At 67.7% G+C, this 15,732-nt stretch carries 14 protein-coding genes; 7 read left to right on the top strand and 7 right to left on the bottom strand.

Features of this window, described 5'->3' with window-relative positions:
* Positions 1 to 50: 50 nt before the first annotated feature.
* From FXO18_RS13025 to FXO18_RS13000, 6 genes are all read right to left on the bottom strand, one after another.
* Positions 51 to 989, bottom strand: coding sequence for an amino acid ABC transporter permease (locus tag FXO18_RS13025; protein ID WP_149361551.1), 939 nt, complete (start codon positions 987 to 989; stop codon positions 51 to 53).
* Positions 986 to 1,636, bottom strand: coding sequence for an amino acid ABC transporter permease (locus FXO18_RS13020; RefSeq protein WP_149361550.1), 651 nt, complete (start codon positions 1,634 to 1,636; stop codon positions 986 to 988). The genes FXO18_RS13025 and FXO18_RS13020 overlap by 4 nt, the downstream gene beginning before the upstream one ends.
* A gap of 46 nt (positions 1,637 to 1,682) precedes the next feature.
* Positions 1,683 to 2,570: a glutamate ABC transporter substrate-binding protein gene (locus tag FXO18_RS13015; protein WP_149361549.1), complete on the bottom strand. Its 888-nt coding sequence runs from the start codon at positions 2,568 to 2,570 to the stop codon at positions 1,683 to 1,685.
* A gap of 70 nt (positions 2,571 to 2,640) precedes the next feature.
* Positions 2,641 to 3,390, bottom strand: a complete 750-nt coding sequence (locus tag FXO18_RS13010; protein ID WP_149361548.1) for an amino acid ABC transporter ATP-binding protein — start codon at positions 3,388 to 3,390, stop codon at positions 2,641 to 2,643.
* A 221-nt stretch (positions 3,391 to 3,611) separates the two neighbouring features.
* Positions 3,612 to 4,505: a DUF2189 domain-containing protein gene (locus FXO18_RS13005; RefSeq protein ID WP_149361547.1), complete on the bottom strand. Its 894-nt coding sequence runs from the start codon at positions 4,503 to 4,505 to the stop codon at positions 3,612 to 3,614.
* A 160-nt stretch (positions 4,506 to 4,665) separates the two neighbouring features.
* On the bottom strand, positions 4,666 to 5,529 hold the full coding sequence (locus FXO18_RS13000; protein ID WP_149361546.1) for a DUF2189 domain-containing protein: 864 nt from the start codon (positions 5,527 to 5,529) through the stop codon (positions 4,666 to 4,668).
* A gap of 124 nt (positions 5,530 to 5,653) precedes the next feature.
* Between FXO18_RS13000 and FXO18_RS12995 the strand changes: the two genes are divergently transcribed.
* From FXO18_RS12995 to FXO18_RS12980, 4 genes are read left to right on the top strand one after another with little or no spacing between them, the layout of a single operon-like run.
* Positions 5,654 to 6,838, top strand: a complete 1,185-nt coding sequence (locus tag FXO18_RS12995; RefSeq protein WP_149361545.1) for a sensor histidine kinase — start codon at positions 5,654 to 5,656, stop codon at positions 6,836 to 6,838.
* Complete coding sequence (locus FXO18_RS12990; protein ID WP_407936482.1) at positions 6,838 to 7,644, top strand: LytR/AlgR family response regulator transcription factor; 807 nt, start codon at positions 6,838 to 6,840, stop codon at positions 7,642 to 7,644. The genes FXO18_RS12995 and FXO18_RS12990 overlap by 1 nt, the downstream gene beginning before the upstream one ends.
* Positions 7,641 to 8,006 (top strand): hypothetical protein, encoded by a 366-nt coding sequence (locus FXO18_RS12985; RefSeq protein ID WP_149361543.1) that lies wholly within the window; start codon positions 7,641 to 7,643, stop codon positions 8,004 to 8,006. The genes FXO18_RS12990 and FXO18_RS12985 overlap by 4 nt, the downstream gene beginning before the upstream one ends.
* Positions 8,007 to 8,008: 2 nt before the next feature.
* Positions 8,009 to 9,775, top strand: a complete 1,767-nt coding sequence (locus FXO18_RS12980; RefSeq protein ID WP_187774353.1) for a sodium/solute symporter — start codon at positions 8,009 to 8,011, stop codon at positions 9,773 to 9,775.
* Between the two features lie 510 nt (positions 9,776 to 10,285).
* On the opposite strand, the gene FXO18_RS12975 is transcribed toward FXO18_RS12980, so the two are convergent.
* A complete protein-coding gene (locus FXO18_RS12975) occupies positions 10,286 to 10,831 on the bottom strand; it encodes a TetR/AcrR family transcriptional regulator (RefSeq protein WP_149361542.1) in 546 nt (181 codons plus the stop codon).
* Positions 10,832 to 10,979: 148 nt separating this feature from the next.
* Between FXO18_RS12975 and FXO18_RS12970 the strand changes: the two genes are divergently transcribed.
* The 3 genes from FXO18_RS12970 (at position 10,980) to FXO18_RS12960 (ending at position 15,720) form a co-directional block, all read left to right on the top strand.
* Positions 10,980 to 13,517: a molybdopterin-dependent oxidoreductase gene (locus FXO18_RS12970; RefSeq protein ID WP_149361541.1), complete on the top strand. Its 2,538-nt coding sequence runs from the start codon at positions 10,980 to 10,982 to the stop codon at positions 13,515 to 13,517.
* 203 nt (positions 13,518 to 13,720) lie between these two features.
* Positions 13,721 to 14,098 carry a DUF485 domain-containing protein gene (locus FXO18_RS12965; RefSeq protein WP_235900670.1) on the top strand — a complete coding sequence of 126 codons (378 nt, stop codon included), beginning with the start codon at positions 13,721 to 13,723 and terminating at the stop codon, positions 14,096 to 14,098.
* The gene (locus FXO18_RS12960; RefSeq protein WP_149361540.1) at positions 14,095 to 15,720 is read left to right on the top strand and encodes a solute symporter family protein; all 1,626 of its coding nucleotides are present in this window, start codon (positions 14,095 to 14,097) and stop codon (positions 15,718 to 15,720) included. The genes FXO18_RS12965 and FXO18_RS12960 overlap by 4 nt, the downstream gene beginning before the upstream one ends.
* The last annotated feature ends 12 nt before the right edge of the window (positions 15,721 to 15,732 follow it).

Here is a 15,732-nt window from a genome sequence, read left to right as displayed (position 1 = left end):
TCTCCCTTTTCCGGTGACTTTCGCTCGCAGATCTGGCTCGAGCACGGTAGCTAGCCGCTGGTGCGGGCAGCGACCTTCCGCTCGACGTACTGCGCGAGCTTGGTCAGCGCGTAGTTGGTGATGATGAACATCGCGGCGACCACGATGTACACCTGGATGGGGTTGGACAGGTTCTCGATGACGAGGCGGCTCATCTTGAGCAGCTCGATGTAGCCACCGAGCACCGCGATCAGCGAGGTGTCCTTCAGCACGACCACGAGCTGGCTGATCAGCGCGGGCAGCATCACCCGGAACGCCTGGGGCAGCAGGATCATGCGGAGGCTCTGCCAGCGGGTGAGGCCGAGCGCGAGCCCTGCCTCGTTCTGACCGCGGGGGAGCGAGACGACGCCGCTGCGCACGATCTCGGCGATGATCACCGAGTTGTAGGCGGTGAGACCGATGACGAGCACCCACAGCAGGCCACCGCCAGGCAGCACATCGAGGTCGAACCGGAACTCCGCGCCACCTGGCAGGGGAATGCCCACGCGAATCTCATCCGCGATGCGGGAGACGAGGTAGATCGCGAGGATGACGGGCAGGCCGCGCAGCAGCTCGATGGCCGCGACGATCGGAGGCCTGGAGAACTTGCCCGCGGTGAGGCGAGCCACGCCGATGGCCACGCCGAGGATCAGCGACAGCGCGATGGCGAGCGAGGCGGCAATGAGGGTGCGCAGGAACCCATCACCGAGCCGTGCCCAGACATGCACGAAGCTGTCGTTGCTGGGGTCGAGCAGCGGCGCCCACTTCTCCCAGGTGAACTGCCCGCCATCGATGAGGCGGAACAGTGCCAGGCCGAGGATGCCGAGCACCGCGATGACCGCGATGACGGTGAAGATCGCGATGCGTCGCCGGGCACGTGGACCAGGAGCATCGAACAGGACGGTGGCGCTGCGCTCGGGCGCTTTGCCGCGGGGGCGCTGCTGGCCGGGTGAGATGGTGGGCGTGCTCATCGCGCGATCGCCGCCTTCCGCTCGATGACCTGCAGGGCGATGCCTGCCGGGATGGTGATGCACAGGTAGCCGATCGCGACTCCGAGGAACACGGGAAGCGGTGCGTAGCCCTGGGCGCTCGACAGGTTCAGGCCAGTGCTCCATAGGTCACCGCCGACACCGAACGCACCGAGCACCGCCGAGTTCTTGAACATCGCGATGAGCACGCTGCCGAGCGGTGGCACGACGGTGCGCAGCGCCTGCGGCAGCACGACCAGCGTCAGCGACTGGCCGAAGCCAAGCCCGATGGACCGCGCCGCCTCGGCCTGCCCCGACGCGACCGAGTTGATGCCGGAGCGGATGGCCTCGCACACGAACGCCGAGGTGTAGATGATCAGCGCAGCAAGGCCGAACCGGTAGAAGGAGCTATTGATGCCGATCTCGGGCAGGCCGAACGCGAAGAAGAACAGCACCAGCGTCAGCGGGGTGTTGCGGACGATCGTCACGTACGCCGAGCCCACCCATTGCAGGATCGGGATGGGCGAGACCCGGAACGTCGCGATGATCGTGCCCAGCAGCAGCGAGCCCACCAGGCCGAAGAAGCAGATCCCCACCGAGGTGAGGAAGCCCGACCAGTACAGGTCGAAGTTGTCGGTGATCGCGCTCATCGAATGGTTCCTCCGATCGTCGCGCGGGATTCAGGGCGGGAGCAGGTCAGGTGCATGGGTCTGGCTCCGGGAGCTCGGGGGTCTGCGCGCCCTCCACCGACCCGGCGGTGGCTTCCCACGCCTCGGTGTACGCGCCGGACTCGTAGGCGAGGCGGACCTGCTCGTTGATGAACTCGCAGAACGCGACATCACCCTTGGGGATACCGATGCCATACGGCTCATCGGTGAACTGCTCGCCCGCCATCTTGAACTCGCCGCCCGACTTCGCGACGAGGCCGAGCAGGATCACGTTGTCGGTGGTGACGGCATCGACCTGGCCGGTGCGCAGCGCGTCGGCGCACTTGGAGTACACGTCGAACAGCACCAGCTGGCCACTGTTGTCGAGGTACTCCTGGATGGTCTGGGAGGGCGTGGAACCGGTCACCGAGCACACCTTCGCGTCAGTGTGCTCGCGGAACGCATCGGGTCCGGTGATGCGCTGATCGTCCGCCGCGACCATGAGCTGCTGGCCAGCCATGTAGTAGGGGCCGGCGAAGCTGATGCGCTCGCGACGCCGATCATTGATCGTGTAGGTCGCGACGACCATGTCGACGTTGTCGTACTCGATGAGTTCCTCGCGGCGCTGCGACGGTGCCTCGTAGTACTCGATGTCCTCCGGCTCGAAACCGAGCCCGGCGGCGACGAACTGCGCGATCTCCACATCGAAGCCGGTGAACCCGCCCTCGAGGCGCAGCAGCCCGAACCCGGGCTGATCGAACTTGATGCCCACGCGGAACTTTCCGTCCTCGGCGATGCGGGCCATGGTGGTGCCCTCGGGGAACGCGGGGTCCTCCGCGACGGGCACGCGGGATTCGATGTCGGTGCCGCTGACGCTGCCGCACGCGGTGAGCATCATCATCAGTGCCGCCGCGCCGGCGACTATTCGACGATTCATTGGCGATGTCCCAGCTTCTCGTTGACAGGGCTTTCGGGCCAGGGATTCCTGGGCCAGGAATTCCGGGCGGTCAATGGGCGAGGATCTTCGAGAGGAAGTCCTTGGCGCGGTCGCTGCTCGGATTCGTGAAGAACTCCTCGGGGGTGTTCTCCTCCACGATCTGCCCGTCGGCCATGAACACCACGCGATCTGCGGCGCGGCGCGCGAATCCCATCTCGTGGGTCACCACCACCATCGTCATGCCCTCTTTGGCGAGGGAGGTCATGACGTCGAGGACTTCGTTGATCATCTCCGGGTCGAGCGCGGAGGTGGGCTCGTCGAACAGCATCACCTTCGGGTCCATCGCCAGCGAGCGGGCGATCGCGACGCGCTGCTGCTGCCCGCCGGACATCTGCGCGGGGAACTTGCGCTCCTGCGCGTCCACCCCCACCCGCTTGAGCAGCTCGCGGGCCCGCTCGACCGCCTTGGCCTTGTTGATCTTGCGGACCTTGATGGGGCCGAGGGTGACGTTGTCGAGCACGGTCTTGTGGGCGAAGAGGTTGAACGACTGGAACACCATGCCCACGTCCGAGCGGAGGCGCGCGAGCTCCTTGCCCTCCTCGGGGAGGACCTTGCCATCGATGGTGATGGTGCCGGAGTCGATCGTCTCGAGCCGGTTGATGGCGCGGCACAGCGTGGACTTGCCGGATCCGGAGGGCCCGATGACCACAACGACCTCGCCGCGACGGACGGTCAGATTGATGTCCTGCAGCACGTGCAGGTCGCCGAAGTGCTTGTTGACGCTCTCGAGCACGACGAGCGGTTCGCGAGAATCGGTCATGCGCCGAACTCTAGGCCTGCGGTGATGCGGCGGCCCGGGGATTCTGGAAATTGATCCGCAACGTTTACAGGAATGCGGCAAAAAGAACAAGTCGCCCTTTTGCTGCCCGGGCGACGCCGGTCGAGAGGCCCCCGGTTGTGTGCGTTCTTGCACCCTGCGCGGCGCGGATCAGGGTGCATTCGGTAACACTTCCGGCGGCCGCTCCGCACCGCGGCTAGGTGCTACCGCGCGACGGTGCGGTAGGCCTGCGCCACCGCGATCATCGAGAATGGCACCACCACCAGCATGCCGATGATCGTCAGCGCCCCAGCCACGGTGACCACGTAGAGCACGAGAACGAGGATCAGGAGGGGGCCGACGTTCGCGCCGACTACCCGCCAGCTCGAGCGGATCGCTTCCACCGCCGACTGGCCCCGATCGATCACGAAGTGCACCGCGAACATGCTGAAGAACGCCGCGAGCAGCCCCGGGACGATGCACAGCAGCGTGCCCAGGAAGGTCATCGCCGCTACCAGGATCGCCGTCAGCACCACCTGCGCCACATTCGGCACCCGCACGAATTCACGCAGGGATGGTCGCTGGCCCGAGCTTTCCGCCAGCGCGCCGTTGACCATGGCGGACTGCACCAGGATGCCGAGCAGGACGAACAGCGCCGTGCCTGCCGCAGCGAGCGATACCGCCAGGATCGGATTAGCGGTGGAGCTCTCCAGCGGCGCGTAGAACACCAGCGACAGCGGGAACGCGACGAGGCCGGTCACGATGATCGCGAGCACGACGAACCCGAGCCAGGCGCCGGCGTTGCCGACGAAGCGCCGCCACGAGAGCTTCAGCAGCTGGCGGATGCGGAACGGCGTCTCGGCATCGCTGCGCCGCAGTGACGGGAAGTGCCGATGGTTGGACGCCACCCCGTACTGCACGGGCGCATCGTCCGCGGGCGGGTAGGAGCCCGGGGGCGGTTGCAGGCCCTCGCCGCGATAGCCACCCGGTGGCGGGTACTCGCCCTGGTGCGGGTAGCCGCCCGGCGTGGGGGTGGCGCCGGGCTGGGGGATGTCCTCGGGTGCTGGGAAGCCCTCCCCGCCTGAGGACGGGCTGTCGCCGGGGAAGTCATTCGTCATCGATCCTGTTCCTTCGGTCGTCCGCTGCGGCGGGCGGGCACGCGCGTCGCCTCGCAGGCCGTGAGGGCGCGCATGGTGTCTTCCCACCACCGTAATGGCGGAAAGAATACTGGCGCGGGATGACAAGATCCCGCGCCAGCATGGAGGTCCCGGATAGTGATTACTGTACCGGCTGGCGGCCCGAGAACGCGCGGAAGGCATACGCGGAGATCAGCGTGCCGAGGGGGATCGTGACGAACGCGCCGAGGAGGCAGGTGAGCAACGTAAGGATGCCTAGAACGATAAACGCGACGATTAGCAGGAGCGTGTGCCTGAGGTTGGCGGTCACCAGCGAGAACGAGTTCTTGATCGCGCTGATGGCATCCATGTTGTTGTCGATCACCGAGTGGATGGTGAACATGGTGAGGAACGCGACGACGAGCACGGCAGCGAACGCTAGCGGAAGGGTAACTATGATCGCCGGGCCAGTCAGCACCGCAAGCCAGAGCGGTAGAGCCATTGCTACCCACAGCAGGACCGATGCCAGGACCAGGTGCAGGATGTTGGGGAGCTGAGCGAACTCGCCGAAAGCGGGCTTGCGGCCGTCAGCGGTGAGCAGAGCGCCGCGCAGCAGCATCCAGCCGATCACGGTTCCCGCGACGCTGATGAGGAAGCCGAGGATCGAATCGGCGCCCGCCGCGATGCTGATGATCTGCAGCACGGCGATGATTCCCACGAATCCGAGCCACACGGGGGCGTTGTCGGCGAAGCGGCTCCAGGCCCAGCGGCCGGCCTCCATCACGTCGAAGCCTCCGGCTCCACCGGCGGGGTAGCCGCCCTGGGCGCCGTAGGCCGGTCCGCCCATCGGTGGGGGCGGGGGGTAGCCGGTGCCGCTGTCACCCATCGGGGGCGGCGGGGGATAGCCGGCGTAGGGGTTGTCGCCCTGGGGGCCAGCACCTTGGGGGTTGTTCTCCCCGGGGTCGTTGTCCTGGGGGTCGTTGCCCCAGGGGTTGCTCCCGGGAGGGGGCGGCGGATACTGCGTCATGGGGTGCTCCTTGCGTCGGTCAATCCGGGCATTGCACTGAGTCTCGTCAATCAACGGGATGTCAGCAACACGTAGGTCCGGGGAAAGCGTCACAAGTCGGTACCGGATCGGCAGACTGGTTGCCATGTCCTCCATCGTGGCGGTGCTGGTCACCGTCGGGCTTGCTGTTGTCGTGGTCCTCGCGATCGCCGCCTGGCTCCGGTCCCGAGCTGGCTTCACCACCCCGGCCGAGCGGGCGGTGCATGCCGCGCTCGCCACGGCCGGGGCCGCGGCCCGCGCGCTCACCGGGGGGCTCACCGAGAAGGGTGCCGCCGAGGCCGCGCCCTACCTGAGGGAGCTCATTGACGCCCGGGCCGTCGCGCTGTGCGATGCGCGCGGCACGCTGCTCGCCCTCAACGGCGACGCTGCCGATGTGTCCCGCCCGGCGCTGCTCGACGCCGCCACCGCGAGCGCGCGCACCGGTCGCCAGCACCTCGCGGACCATCGTGACGGCCTCGCGCGAGCGGTGGTGTGCCAGCCGTTGTTCTCCGAGGGCGCCAGCGATGACCGCGCTTGCATCGGCGTGCTCGTCGCTGTGCTGCGCGCCAGCCCCACGCCGGGCCTGCTGCGTACCCTCACCGAGGTGGGCCGGTATGTGGAGAGCCAGCTCGCGCTCGCCGAGCTCGATGCGTCCCGCGAGCGGCTCGCCCGCGCCGAGATGATGACACTGCGCGCCCAGATCAGTCCGCACTTCATCTACAACGCGCTGACGACGATCGCGGCGTTCGTGCGGACCAATCCCGACCGGGCGCGCGAGCTGATCCTCGATTTCGCGGACTTCACGCGCTACTCGTTCCGCAAGGCGGGGCAGTTCACCACGCTGGCGGAGGAGCTGCAGAACGTGGAGCGCTACCTCGCGTTCGAGCAGGCACGCTTCGGTGATCGCCTGCGCGCCCGGCTGCACGTCGCGCCGGAGACGCTGGGCATCGTGATCCCGTTCCTGGTGCTGCAGCCGCTCGTGGAGAATGCCGTGCGGCATGGCCTCGCGGGGCAGGAGGGCGGCGGCTCCGTCACCATCACCGCCGCGGATGCTGGCACGGAATGCTTGCTGACGATCGAGGACGATGGCGCGGGCATGGATCCGCAGCTACTGCGCTCGGGGGAGTTCGATCATGACCCCGCCGATGTCCATGTGGGCCTCAACAATGTCGATGAGCGCATGCGGCAGGTGTTCGGCGACGAGTACGGCATCGTGGTGGAGACTGCACCGGGCGCGGGCACGAAGGTGATTCTGCGACTTCCCAAATTCCGTCCCGGCGTGCGTGCATGATGGATCGCATGACGACCACCGATGCGGCGCCGCTGACCGTGCTGGCCGTGGACGATGAGGCCCCCGCGCTCGATGAGATCGTCTACCTGCTCAGTGCCCAGCCGCATATCGGCGCCGTCCACGCCGCCAGCGATGCCACCACCGCGCTGCGCCTGCTGCGGTCCGAGCGGGTGGATGCGGTGTTCAGCGATATCCGCATGCCTGGGCTCGACGGGGTGGAGCTCGCCGGCATCATCAGCGAGTTCAAGCAGCCGCCCTTCGTGGTGTTCGTGACCGCCCACGAGGATCGTGCCGTCGATGCCTTCGACATCGGTGCAGTGGACTACCTGCTCAAGCCGATCCGGGTGCCCCGGCTGGTGCAGGCCATCGAGCGGATCCTGGAGCAGCGTGCCCGCCGGGCGCGGCAGGACGCCGCCCCGCCCCGCCAGGCCGTGCCGACCGATGAGGTCATCCCCGTCGAGCTCGGCGGCACCACCACCCTGGTGCGCCGCTCCTCGGTCGGCTGGGTGGAGGCCGACGGCGACTATGCCCGCCTGCACACCACCGGTGGATCCCATCTCGTGCGCATCCCCATCAGCGCGCTGGAGGAGCGGTGGGCGCCTGCCGGGTTCGTGCGGGTGCACCGCTCGTACCTGGTCTCTCTGCGCCTGGTCACCGGGCTGAGATCGGTGGGCAGCGGGTATGTCGTCACGCTGCGCGGTGAGCGCGACCTGCGCCCCGCGGAGCTGCCGGTGAGCCGGCGCCACACCCGCGCGCTGAAGGATCTCCTTGTCCGCAGCCACAAGCAGTCCTGGCAGGACCGATGACGCGGCCACGCCCCCAGCGCGAGCGCGTGGTGCTCTCCGCCCGCGCCGGTGCCCGGCCGGTGCGCACCCGCGTGGAGCTCACCGAGAGCACGGCGGTGGGGGATGTGCTCGTGCGGGGATTGATGAGCACGCAGCGGCGCCTCGCGCTACGCATGGCCGCGCTCGTGCTGTCGTGCGTGCTGGTGCTGCCCGCGGCGTTCGTGCTGGTCCCGGGGCTAGCCCGGGTGACTGTTGGCGGGGTGCTGCTGCCGTGGCTGCTGCTCGCCGGGGCGGTCTACCCGTTGCTGCTGGGGGTGGGCTGGCTGTACCTGAGGCAGGCCGAGCGCAACGAGCAGCGCTTCAGCGAACTGGTCGACGACTGACCATGCCTGGCAACGGCTCCGCGGGCACGATGCTCGTCCTCGCGGCGGTGCTGCTCGCCGCGCTCGCCACCGTGGTGATCGGCGCGTTCGGGGTGCGGCTCGCCCGCACCACATCCGACTTCCTCGTCGCGGCGCGCAGCGTGGGGCCCCGCACGAATGCCGCGGCGATCTCTGGCGAGTACCTCTCGGCAGCATCGTTCCTCGGCGTGGCCGGACTGATCGCCAAGCACGGCGCCGACGCCCTCTGGTACCCGGTGGGCTTCACCGCCGGGTACTTGTTCCTGCTGATGCTGGTGGCCGCGCCGCTGCGGCGCTCCGGCGCCTACACCGTGCCGGACTTCGCGGAGTTCCGGCTGGGCTCCGCGCGGCTGCGACTGCTCGCGATGCTGCTCGTCGTGCTGATCGTGGGCCTATACATGGTGCCGCAGTTCCACGGCGCGGGGCTCGCGCTGCGCATCATGCTCGGCGTGCCCGACTGGGTGGGCGTGGTGGCGGTGGCGGGCATCGTGATGGCCAACGTCATCGCGGGTGGCATGCGGTCGATCACGTTCGTGCAGGCGTTCCAGTACTGGCTCAAGCTCACCGCAATTGCGATCCCCGCGCTGGCGATCGGCATGCACTTCCTGGCCGCCCCGCAGCCAGTGGGGGAGCCGATGCCGCCGCGCGCGCCCACGGATCTGACCGTCACCATCGCGGACGGGATCGTCGTGGAGGTCGATGCGACCACCGTGCTGGACGTGAGGGGGACGGTCGACGGGGCGGGTGCTGATGGCCGCGTAGCCCTGGCGCCGGGGGAGCATGTGCTGGGCGAGGGCACGGAGCTTCGCTTGCGGGCCGGCGAGGCGATGCCCACCATTGCTGGCATCCCCCGCGACGGTGATGATTGGCTGCGCCCCGGCTCCGGGCTGGGTGCCAGCGATGGACAAGGGACCGGGATCGCCTTGTACGAGGTGTACTCGGTGATCCTCGCGATCTTCCTCGGCACGCTCGGGCTGCCCCATGTGCTGGTGCGCTTCTACACCAATCGCACCGGGAGCCTCGCCCGCTGGACCAGCCTCATCGTCATCGCCATGCTTGCCGTCTTCTACCTGTTCCCGGTGCTGCTCGGCGCGCTCTCCCGCGCCTACGTGCCCCAGGTGCTGCTCACGGGAGCCACCGATGCCACCGTGCTTCTGCTGCCCACCGCTGTGTTCGACGGGCTCGGTGGGCAGTTGCTGGCCGCGCTCGTTGCTGCGGGCGCGATCGCTGCGTTCCTGTCCACCGCCTCGGGCTTGCTCGTGTGTGCCGCGGGCGTGATCTCCACCGACGTGCTGCGGGGCTCCGTGCGGGACTTCCGTATCAGCGCGCTGGTCGCTGGGCTCGTAGTCATGGGTCTCGCGCTCGCGGGGACGCGCCTCGACATCTCCCAATCGGTTGGGATGGTCTTCGCCGTTGCCGCCTCCACATTCGCGCCGCTGCTGCTGCTCGGCATCTGGTGGCGCGGGCTCACCGTCGCCGGGGCCGCTGCGGGACTTTTCGCGGGAGGCGCCACGAGCCTCGCGGCGGTGCTCATCGTGGTGGCGCGCGGCGGAGCAGGCACAGGCTGGGAGGCAGCATTGCTCGCCCACCCCGCGGCGTGGACGGTGCCGCTCGCGTTCCTCGTCATGGTCGGGGTCAGCCTCGCTACGCGTGCGTCGGTGCGCGATGACGTCGCGGCGGTTCTCGCGCGGATGCACGTGCCCGAGCGGTTCGGCATGGTGCGGGATCGCGATGCCGAGCGGTGGGGGTGAACGGGCTGGGCACGGATTCCCAAATAGTGAATCCTGATTCCAGTTAATAGGAAAAATTAAGTTGTACGCGTTTCCAGCGTTTGCCCCCATTTCTGGGGGCTTCAGATGTGCTCTAATCATGAGAGGTTCTGCAGGCCTGATTCCAAGACCAAAATCTCGAGCAATGGAGGAAAGCTATGTCGATCGATCTTCTGCTGGGCGGCGGCGCGGAAACCATGTTCTCGTTTGTCACGGACTTCTTCTCCGCCTTCCTGGGTGGCGGTGGCGGCGCGGAGGGGGGATTCACCTCGTAGATCGCGAAGCGTTGACCTGGCCCGACTCCCTTTGGGGTCGGGCCAGGCCCGTTCGCGGGCCATGCGATCCGGCAGGCTGGCACGGCCGGAAGGGTGGATGCATTTCGTGCCTGCTGCCCGATCTTGCTGGCGTGAAATATCACAGCAAGTTAATTACTCAATGAAGAAAAAAGATTGCGGCCAGGAATTTTCGCTGGCGGCCCAGCGCATATCGGCCCTATTGTTGAATAGCGCTGGCGAGCAGGGCCTCGAGCTCGGTGATGACGTCATCCACCGGCTCGGTGGAGCGGGCGGCGCGGGCGAGGATGACGGCGCCCTCGATGGCGGCGACGGCGGTGCGGGCGAGGCGGGCCGCGCGGGCAGGGGCGACGCCCTCGTTCTCCAGCGCACGGGCCAGGGCCTCGTGCCAGGTGGTGAAGATCGTGGCGACCTGGGGGGCGAGGTGCTGGTCCTCGGGGGAACCGCCGACCGCGGCCGCGACGACGGGGCAGCCGGCGGCGTAGTTGCTGTCGCGGAGGACGTGGTTCCAGAACCTGCCGAAGGTGTGCAGCGTGGCGAGGGGCCCTTTTCCGGCAGAGTCATTGATGATGGCGGTGATGGTGTCGCCGGCGATGCCGAGGCTCTCGCTCATGATCTGGTTGCGCCCGCTGGGGAAGTGGTAGTACACCGAGCCGCGGGGGGCATTGCTGCGGGAGAGGATGGCGTCGATGGTGACGCCGGCGGCGCCGCGCTCCTGCAATAGCTCGACGGCGCTGGTGAGCATTCTTTGCCGTGTGTTGCCCTGCGGTGCCACTGGTCGTCCTCCTTGGGTCCTGAAATGCCCCTCAGCCTAGTGCGCGATAGCTAGCATCCGGTGTGTAATTACTATTGTATAGTGCATATCACGTAGCTGCTATCGAGGAGGCGCGACCATGACGGCTCGAACCGATCAGGGCACGGGCAGGCCCGCGAGCACGGATGCCGCCCGGAGCACCGCGTGCATACTGTGCGAGTGCAACTGCGGGATCACCGTCGAGCTTGATGGGCGGAGTCTGGCCAAGATCCGGGGCGACAAGGCCCACCCCGCTTCCGAGGGATACACCTGCGAGAAGGCGATGCGGCTGGATCTCTACCAGAACGGTCCCCATCGGTTGACCACGCCGCTCAAGCGCCAGGCCGATGGCAGCTATGCCGAGATCGACTGGGAAACCGCGCTCGACGAGATCGCCGCCAAGCTATCGGAGATCAAGCGCGAGCACGGCGGCGAGTCGATCTTCTTCTACGGTGGCGGGGGCCAGGGGAACCACCTGGGCTCGGCCAACTCGATCGCCTTGCGCGAGGCACTGGGCTCGAAGTACTACTCCAACGCGCTCGCCCAGGAGAAGACAGGCGAGATGTGGGTCGATGGCAAGCTCTACGGCGGCCACACCAAGGGTGACTTCGAGCATTCCGAGGTGATGGTGTTCATTGGCAAGAACCCCTGGCAATCGCATAGCTTCCCGCGCGCCAGGCCCGTCCTCAAGGCCGCCGCGAGCGACCCGCAGCGCTCGATCATCGTTGTCGACCCGCGACGCAGCGAGACCGCGGCGCTAGCCGACCATCACCTGCAGGTGCTTCCTGGCCGCGACGCCTGGCTCGTGGCCGCTCTCGTGGCGACGCTGGTGCAGGAGGACCTCGTCGATCATGATTTCCTGGCCGAGCACACCACGGGGTACGACCAAGTGCGCCAGGTATTCGGCAAGCTCGATATAGCCGCGTTCGCCGAGATCTGTGGAGTGCCGGAGGATCAGATCAGGGCCGCCGCGCGACGGATCGGGACCGCCAGAACGGTCACTGTCTATGAGGACCTCGGCACCCAGCAAGCCCCGCGCAGCACGCTCGTCTCCTACCTCAACAAGCTCCTATGGATCCTGACGGGCAACTTCGCCAAGCCGGGCACCATGTTCCTGCACTCCAGCTTCGTCGCGATCGCGGGAAGCAGCGGCGGGGGCAAGCCCAAGCAGCGCCGTAGCGGGGCGGGTGCCCGGTTCCGCAAAGCCCGTGCGCGCGCGGCTGCCCGGACGATGGCGATCGCGGCGTCGGGCGCGGCCCTAGCGCTGCCCGCGCTCGCCCGGCAGGAGATCCTGCGCCCGGCGGTCGAGCGGGGGTCCCGCGCGATGCTCGAGGCGCTCGTTCCCCTCGCCGGTGGCATGCTGTCTGGCGGCATGGGGCCAGCGACAGGCGGTGAACGGCGCACGCCCGTCACCGGGGCGCGCATCATCGCCGGGCTCGTCCCCTGCAACTCCATCGCTGATGAGATCCTCACGGATCATCCGGACCGCTTTCGCGCCATGTGGATGGATAGCGTGAATCCCGCGCACTCGTTGCCTGGCTCCGCGCGATTCCGCGAGGCCATGCGCGCGCTCGACCTCACCGTGGTCGTTGACGTGGCCTTCACCGAGACCGCGCGCATGGCCGACTATGTCCTTCCCGCCGCGAGCCAGTACGAGAAGGCCGAGGCGACGTTCTTCAACTTCGAGTTCCCCCGCAATGTGTTCCATCTGCGCAAGCCGCTTCTCGAGCCACTGCCGGGAACATTGCCCGAGCCCGAGATCTATGCCGGGCTGATCCGGCGCCTCGGAGTAGTCGAGACCGACGTGGTCGATCGCTTGCGCGCCGCCGCGAAAGCCGGGCGGGAGACGTTCGGCGCGGTATTCATGGCTCTCTCGGCCGCGCGCCCCGAGCTCGTGAAGCTGGCGCCCTACCTGCTCCATGAGTCGCTCGGCCATGACATGCCTGCCAACGAGCGGGGAGCCTCTGTGCTGTGGGGCGCCGCGCAGATGTGCGCGATGGCCAACAGGGAGGCCGTTGCCCGGGCGGGCTTCGACGGACCAGGCCTCGCCCCCGGCAATGCGCTCTTCGATGCGATCATGACGTCGGGCAGCGGGGTCGTCTTCACGGAGGACACCTGGGACACCGTCTGGGACTACGTGCGTCGCCCCGACCGGCGCTTCACCATCGCGATCGATCAACTGCTCGATGAGGTCCGAGGCCTCCCCTCGGCGCGGAACTCGTGGACCACGGCAGAGTTCCCCCTGGTCCTCGCTGCGGGGGAGCGCCGTTCGTTCACGGCCAACACGATCTTCCGGAACCCAGACTGGCGCCGCCGCGACCGTTCCGGGGCGCTGCGGATCAGCGAGCATGATGCTAGTGCGCTCGGCCTATCCACGGGCGACCGCGCGCGGCTCGTCACCGCCCATGGGGCTGCCGCCGTCCAGGTCGAGATCAGCGACATGATGCAACCGGGCAACATCGCCTTGCCCAACGGCCTTGGCGTTGACTTCCCTGCTGGCGGGACGGACGCGGAGCCGGGCGCTCCCGTGGCGACGGGGACGTCGCCCAATGAGCTGACGTCGAACCAATGGAAGGACAGCTTCGCGGGCACGCCCTGGCACAAGCACGTTCCCGCGCGCCTCGAGCCGATCGGCTAGCCATCGGGAACTGGCGTGATGGCCCCGCCGCTCGTCGCGGCGGGGCTGCCGCTCGTCGCACGGATCAACCCCTCGACCTGTGATGCAAACCACACCCATTTCTTGTGACCTGCATCTCATTACCGTCGGGATATCGCATCCCAACGTCGAGGAGAGCCGCAGTGACCACCCCGCCCGCATCCCGCACCGGGACGGTGGACGCAGTGCCCCCCGCACCGCCCGCCGTCCACTCACCCCCAGCCCCGCATGCCGGGCAGCCCCAGGCCCCGTCGGCCGAGGACTTCGAGCGCATGCAGGCCAGCCCAGAGTTCCAGGACCTGCGCCGCAGGCTGCGCCGCTTCGTCTTCCCCATGACGGCGTTCTTCATCGGCTGGTACCTGCTCTACGTGCTGCTCGGCATCTACGCCACCGGCTTCATGGGCACCCCGGTGCTCGGCAACATCAACCTCGGAATCCTGCTCGGACTCGCGCAGTTCGTCACCACGTTCGGCATCACCGCCTGGTACATCGTGTTCGCCAACCGCGAGCTCGACCCGCGCGCCGCTGCCATCCGTGACGAGATGGAAGGCACAGCAGCATGAACCTCCTCGCCCAGGGCACTACCGCGGCAGTCGGCAACCCCCTGATCAATATCTCGATCTTCGCGCTGTTCGTCGCCGCCACCATGGCGTTCGTCATCCGCGCGGGCCGCACCAACAAGACCGCCTCCGACTTCTACACCGGTGGCCGTGGCTTCACCGGACCGCAGAACGGCATCGCCATCGCCGGTGACTACCTGTCCGCCGCATCGTTCCTCGGCATCGCCGGCGCCATCGCGGTCTTCGGCTATGACGGCTTCCTCTACTCGGTCGGCTTCCTCGTCGCCTGGCTCGTGGCGCTTCTTCTCGTCGCCGAACTGCTGCGCAATACCGGCAAGTTCACCATGGCCGATGTGCTGAGCTTCCGGCTCAAGCAGAAGCCCGTGCGCACCGCCGCGGCCGCGTCCACCCTGACTGTCTCGCTGTTCTACCTGCTCGCCCAGATGGCCGGTGCCGGTGGCCTCGTCGCGCTGCTGCTCGACATCAACGATCGCGCCACCCAGTCGCTCATCATCGCGCTCGTTGGCGCACTGATGATCGTCTACGTCCTCGTCGGCGGCATGAAGGGCACCACCTGGGTGCAGATCATCAAGGCGATCCTGCTCATCACCGGCGCAGGCATCATGTCGGCCCTCGTGCTGTGGAAGTTCGGCCTCAACATCTCTAGCCTGCTCGGCTCCGCGCAGGAGACTGTCAACAGCTCCGTCGAGGGCGGCCGGGACGTGCTCGCGCCCGGGGCCCAGTTCGGCGGCAGCGAGATCTCCAAGCTCAACATGCTCTCGCTCGCCCTCGCCCTCATCCTTGGCACCGCGGGCCTGCCGCACGTGCTGATGCGCTTCTACACCGTGCCCACCGCGAAGGAAGCCCGCCGCTCGGTGGTGTGGGCCATCGCCCTGATCGGCGCGTTCTACCTGTTCACCCTCATCCTCGGCTACGGCGCTGCCGCGATCGTTGGCCCGGAGCGCATCCTCGGCGCTGCTGGCGGGCAGAACTCCGCCGCGCCGCTGCTCGCCTATGAGCTTGGTGGCACGATCCTGCTGGGCATCATCTCCGCCGTCGCGTTCGCCACGATCCTCGCGGTCGTCGCTGGGCTCACCATCACCGCCTCGGCCTCGTTCGCCCATGACATCTATGCCAACGTCATCAAGAACGGCGACGTCGACGAGAAGCAGCAGGTGCGGGTCTCGCGCATCACGGCCGTGGTGATCGGCGCCCTCGCGATCGTGCTGGGCATCCTCGCCAACGGGCAGAACATCGCGTTCCTCGTGGCGCTGGCCTTCGCGGTCGCTGCCTCGGCGAACCTCCCGACGATCCTCTACTCGCTGTTCTGGAAGGGATTCAACACCACCGGTGCCCTGTGGAGCATCTACGGCGGACTCGGCTCCGTGCTGATCCTGATCGTCTTCTCCCCGGCCGTATCGGGCTCGCCCACCGCGATGATCCCGTCGATGGACTTCGCGTGGTTCCCGCTCTCCAACCCGGGCATCGTGTCCATCCCGCTGGCATTCCTCCTCGGCTACCTCGGCTCGGTCCTCTCCTCGGACAAGGGCAATCTCGCCAAGAACGCCGAGATGGAGGTCCGCTCCCTCACCGGGGTCGGTGCGGAGAAGGCCATCTCGCACTGAGATCCCGCCCAC

This window comes from Lolliginicoccus suaedae (assembly GCF_008312885.1).
GTDB classification, from domain to species: Bacteria; Actinomycetota; Actinomycetes; order Mycobacteriales; family Mycobacteriaceae; genus Lolliginicoccus; species Lolliginicoccus suaedae.
This window is presented reverse-complemented; position numbering and strand designations above follow the sequence as displayed.

What these genes read in the sequence shown, in the direction of transcription:
- FXO18_RS13025 (WP_149361551.1), bottom strand. Translation starts at nt 989, where the DNA reads ATGAGCACGCCCACCATCTCACCCGGCCAGCAGCGCCCCCGCGGCAAA.
- FXO18_RS13020 (WP_149361550.1), bottom strand. Translation starts at nt 1,636, where the DNA reads ATGAGCGCGATCACCGACAACTTCGACCTGTACTGGTCGGGCTTCCTC.
- FXO18_RS13015 (WP_149361549.1), bottom strand. Translation starts at nt 2,570, where the DNA reads ATGAATCGTCGAATAGTCGCCGGCGCGGCGGCACTGATGATGATGCTC.
- FXO18_RS13010 (WP_149361548.1), bottom strand. Translation starts at nt 3,390, where the DNA reads ATGACCGATTCTCGCGAACCGCTCGTCGTGCTCGAGAGCGTCAACAAG.
- FXO18_RS13005 (WP_149361547.1), bottom strand. Translation starts at nt 4,505, where the DNA reads ATGACGAATGACTTCCCCGGCGACAGCCCGTCCTCAGGCGGGGAGGGC.
- FXO18_RS13000 (WP_149361546.1), bottom strand. Translation starts at nt 5,529, where the DNA reads ATGACGCAGTATCCGCCGCCCCCTCCCGGGAGCAACCCCTGGGGCAAC.
- FXO18_RS12995 (WP_149361545.1), top strand. Translation starts at nt 5,654, where the DNA reads ATGTCCTCCATCGTGGCGGTGCTGGTCACCGTCGGGCTTGCTGTTGTC.
- FXO18_RS12990 (WP_407936482.1), top strand. Translation starts at nt 6,838, where the DNA reads ATGGATCGCATGACGACCACCGATGCGGCGCCGCTGACCGTGCTGGCC.
- FXO18_RS12985 (WP_149361543.1), top strand. Translation starts at nt 7,641, where the DNA reads ATGACGCGGCCACGCCCCCAGCGCGAGCGCGTGGTGCTCTCCGCCCGC.
- FXO18_RS12980 (WP_187774353.1), top strand. Translation starts at nt 8,009, where the DNA reads ATGCCTGGCAACGGCTCCGCGGGCACGATGCTCGTCCTCGCGGCGGTG.
- FXO18_RS12975 (WP_149361542.1), bottom strand. Translation starts at nt 10,831, where the DNA reads ATGCTCACCAGCGCCGTCGAGCTATTGCAGGAGCGCGGCGCCGCCGGC.
- FXO18_RS12970 (WP_149361541.1), top strand. Translation starts at nt 10,980, where the DNA reads ATGACGGCTCGAACCGATCAGGGCACGGGCAGGCCCGCGAGCACGGAT.
- FXO18_RS12960 (WP_149361540.1), top strand. Translation starts at nt 14,095, where the DNA reads ATGAACCTCCTCGCCCAGGGCACTACCGCGGCAGTCGGCAACCCCCTG.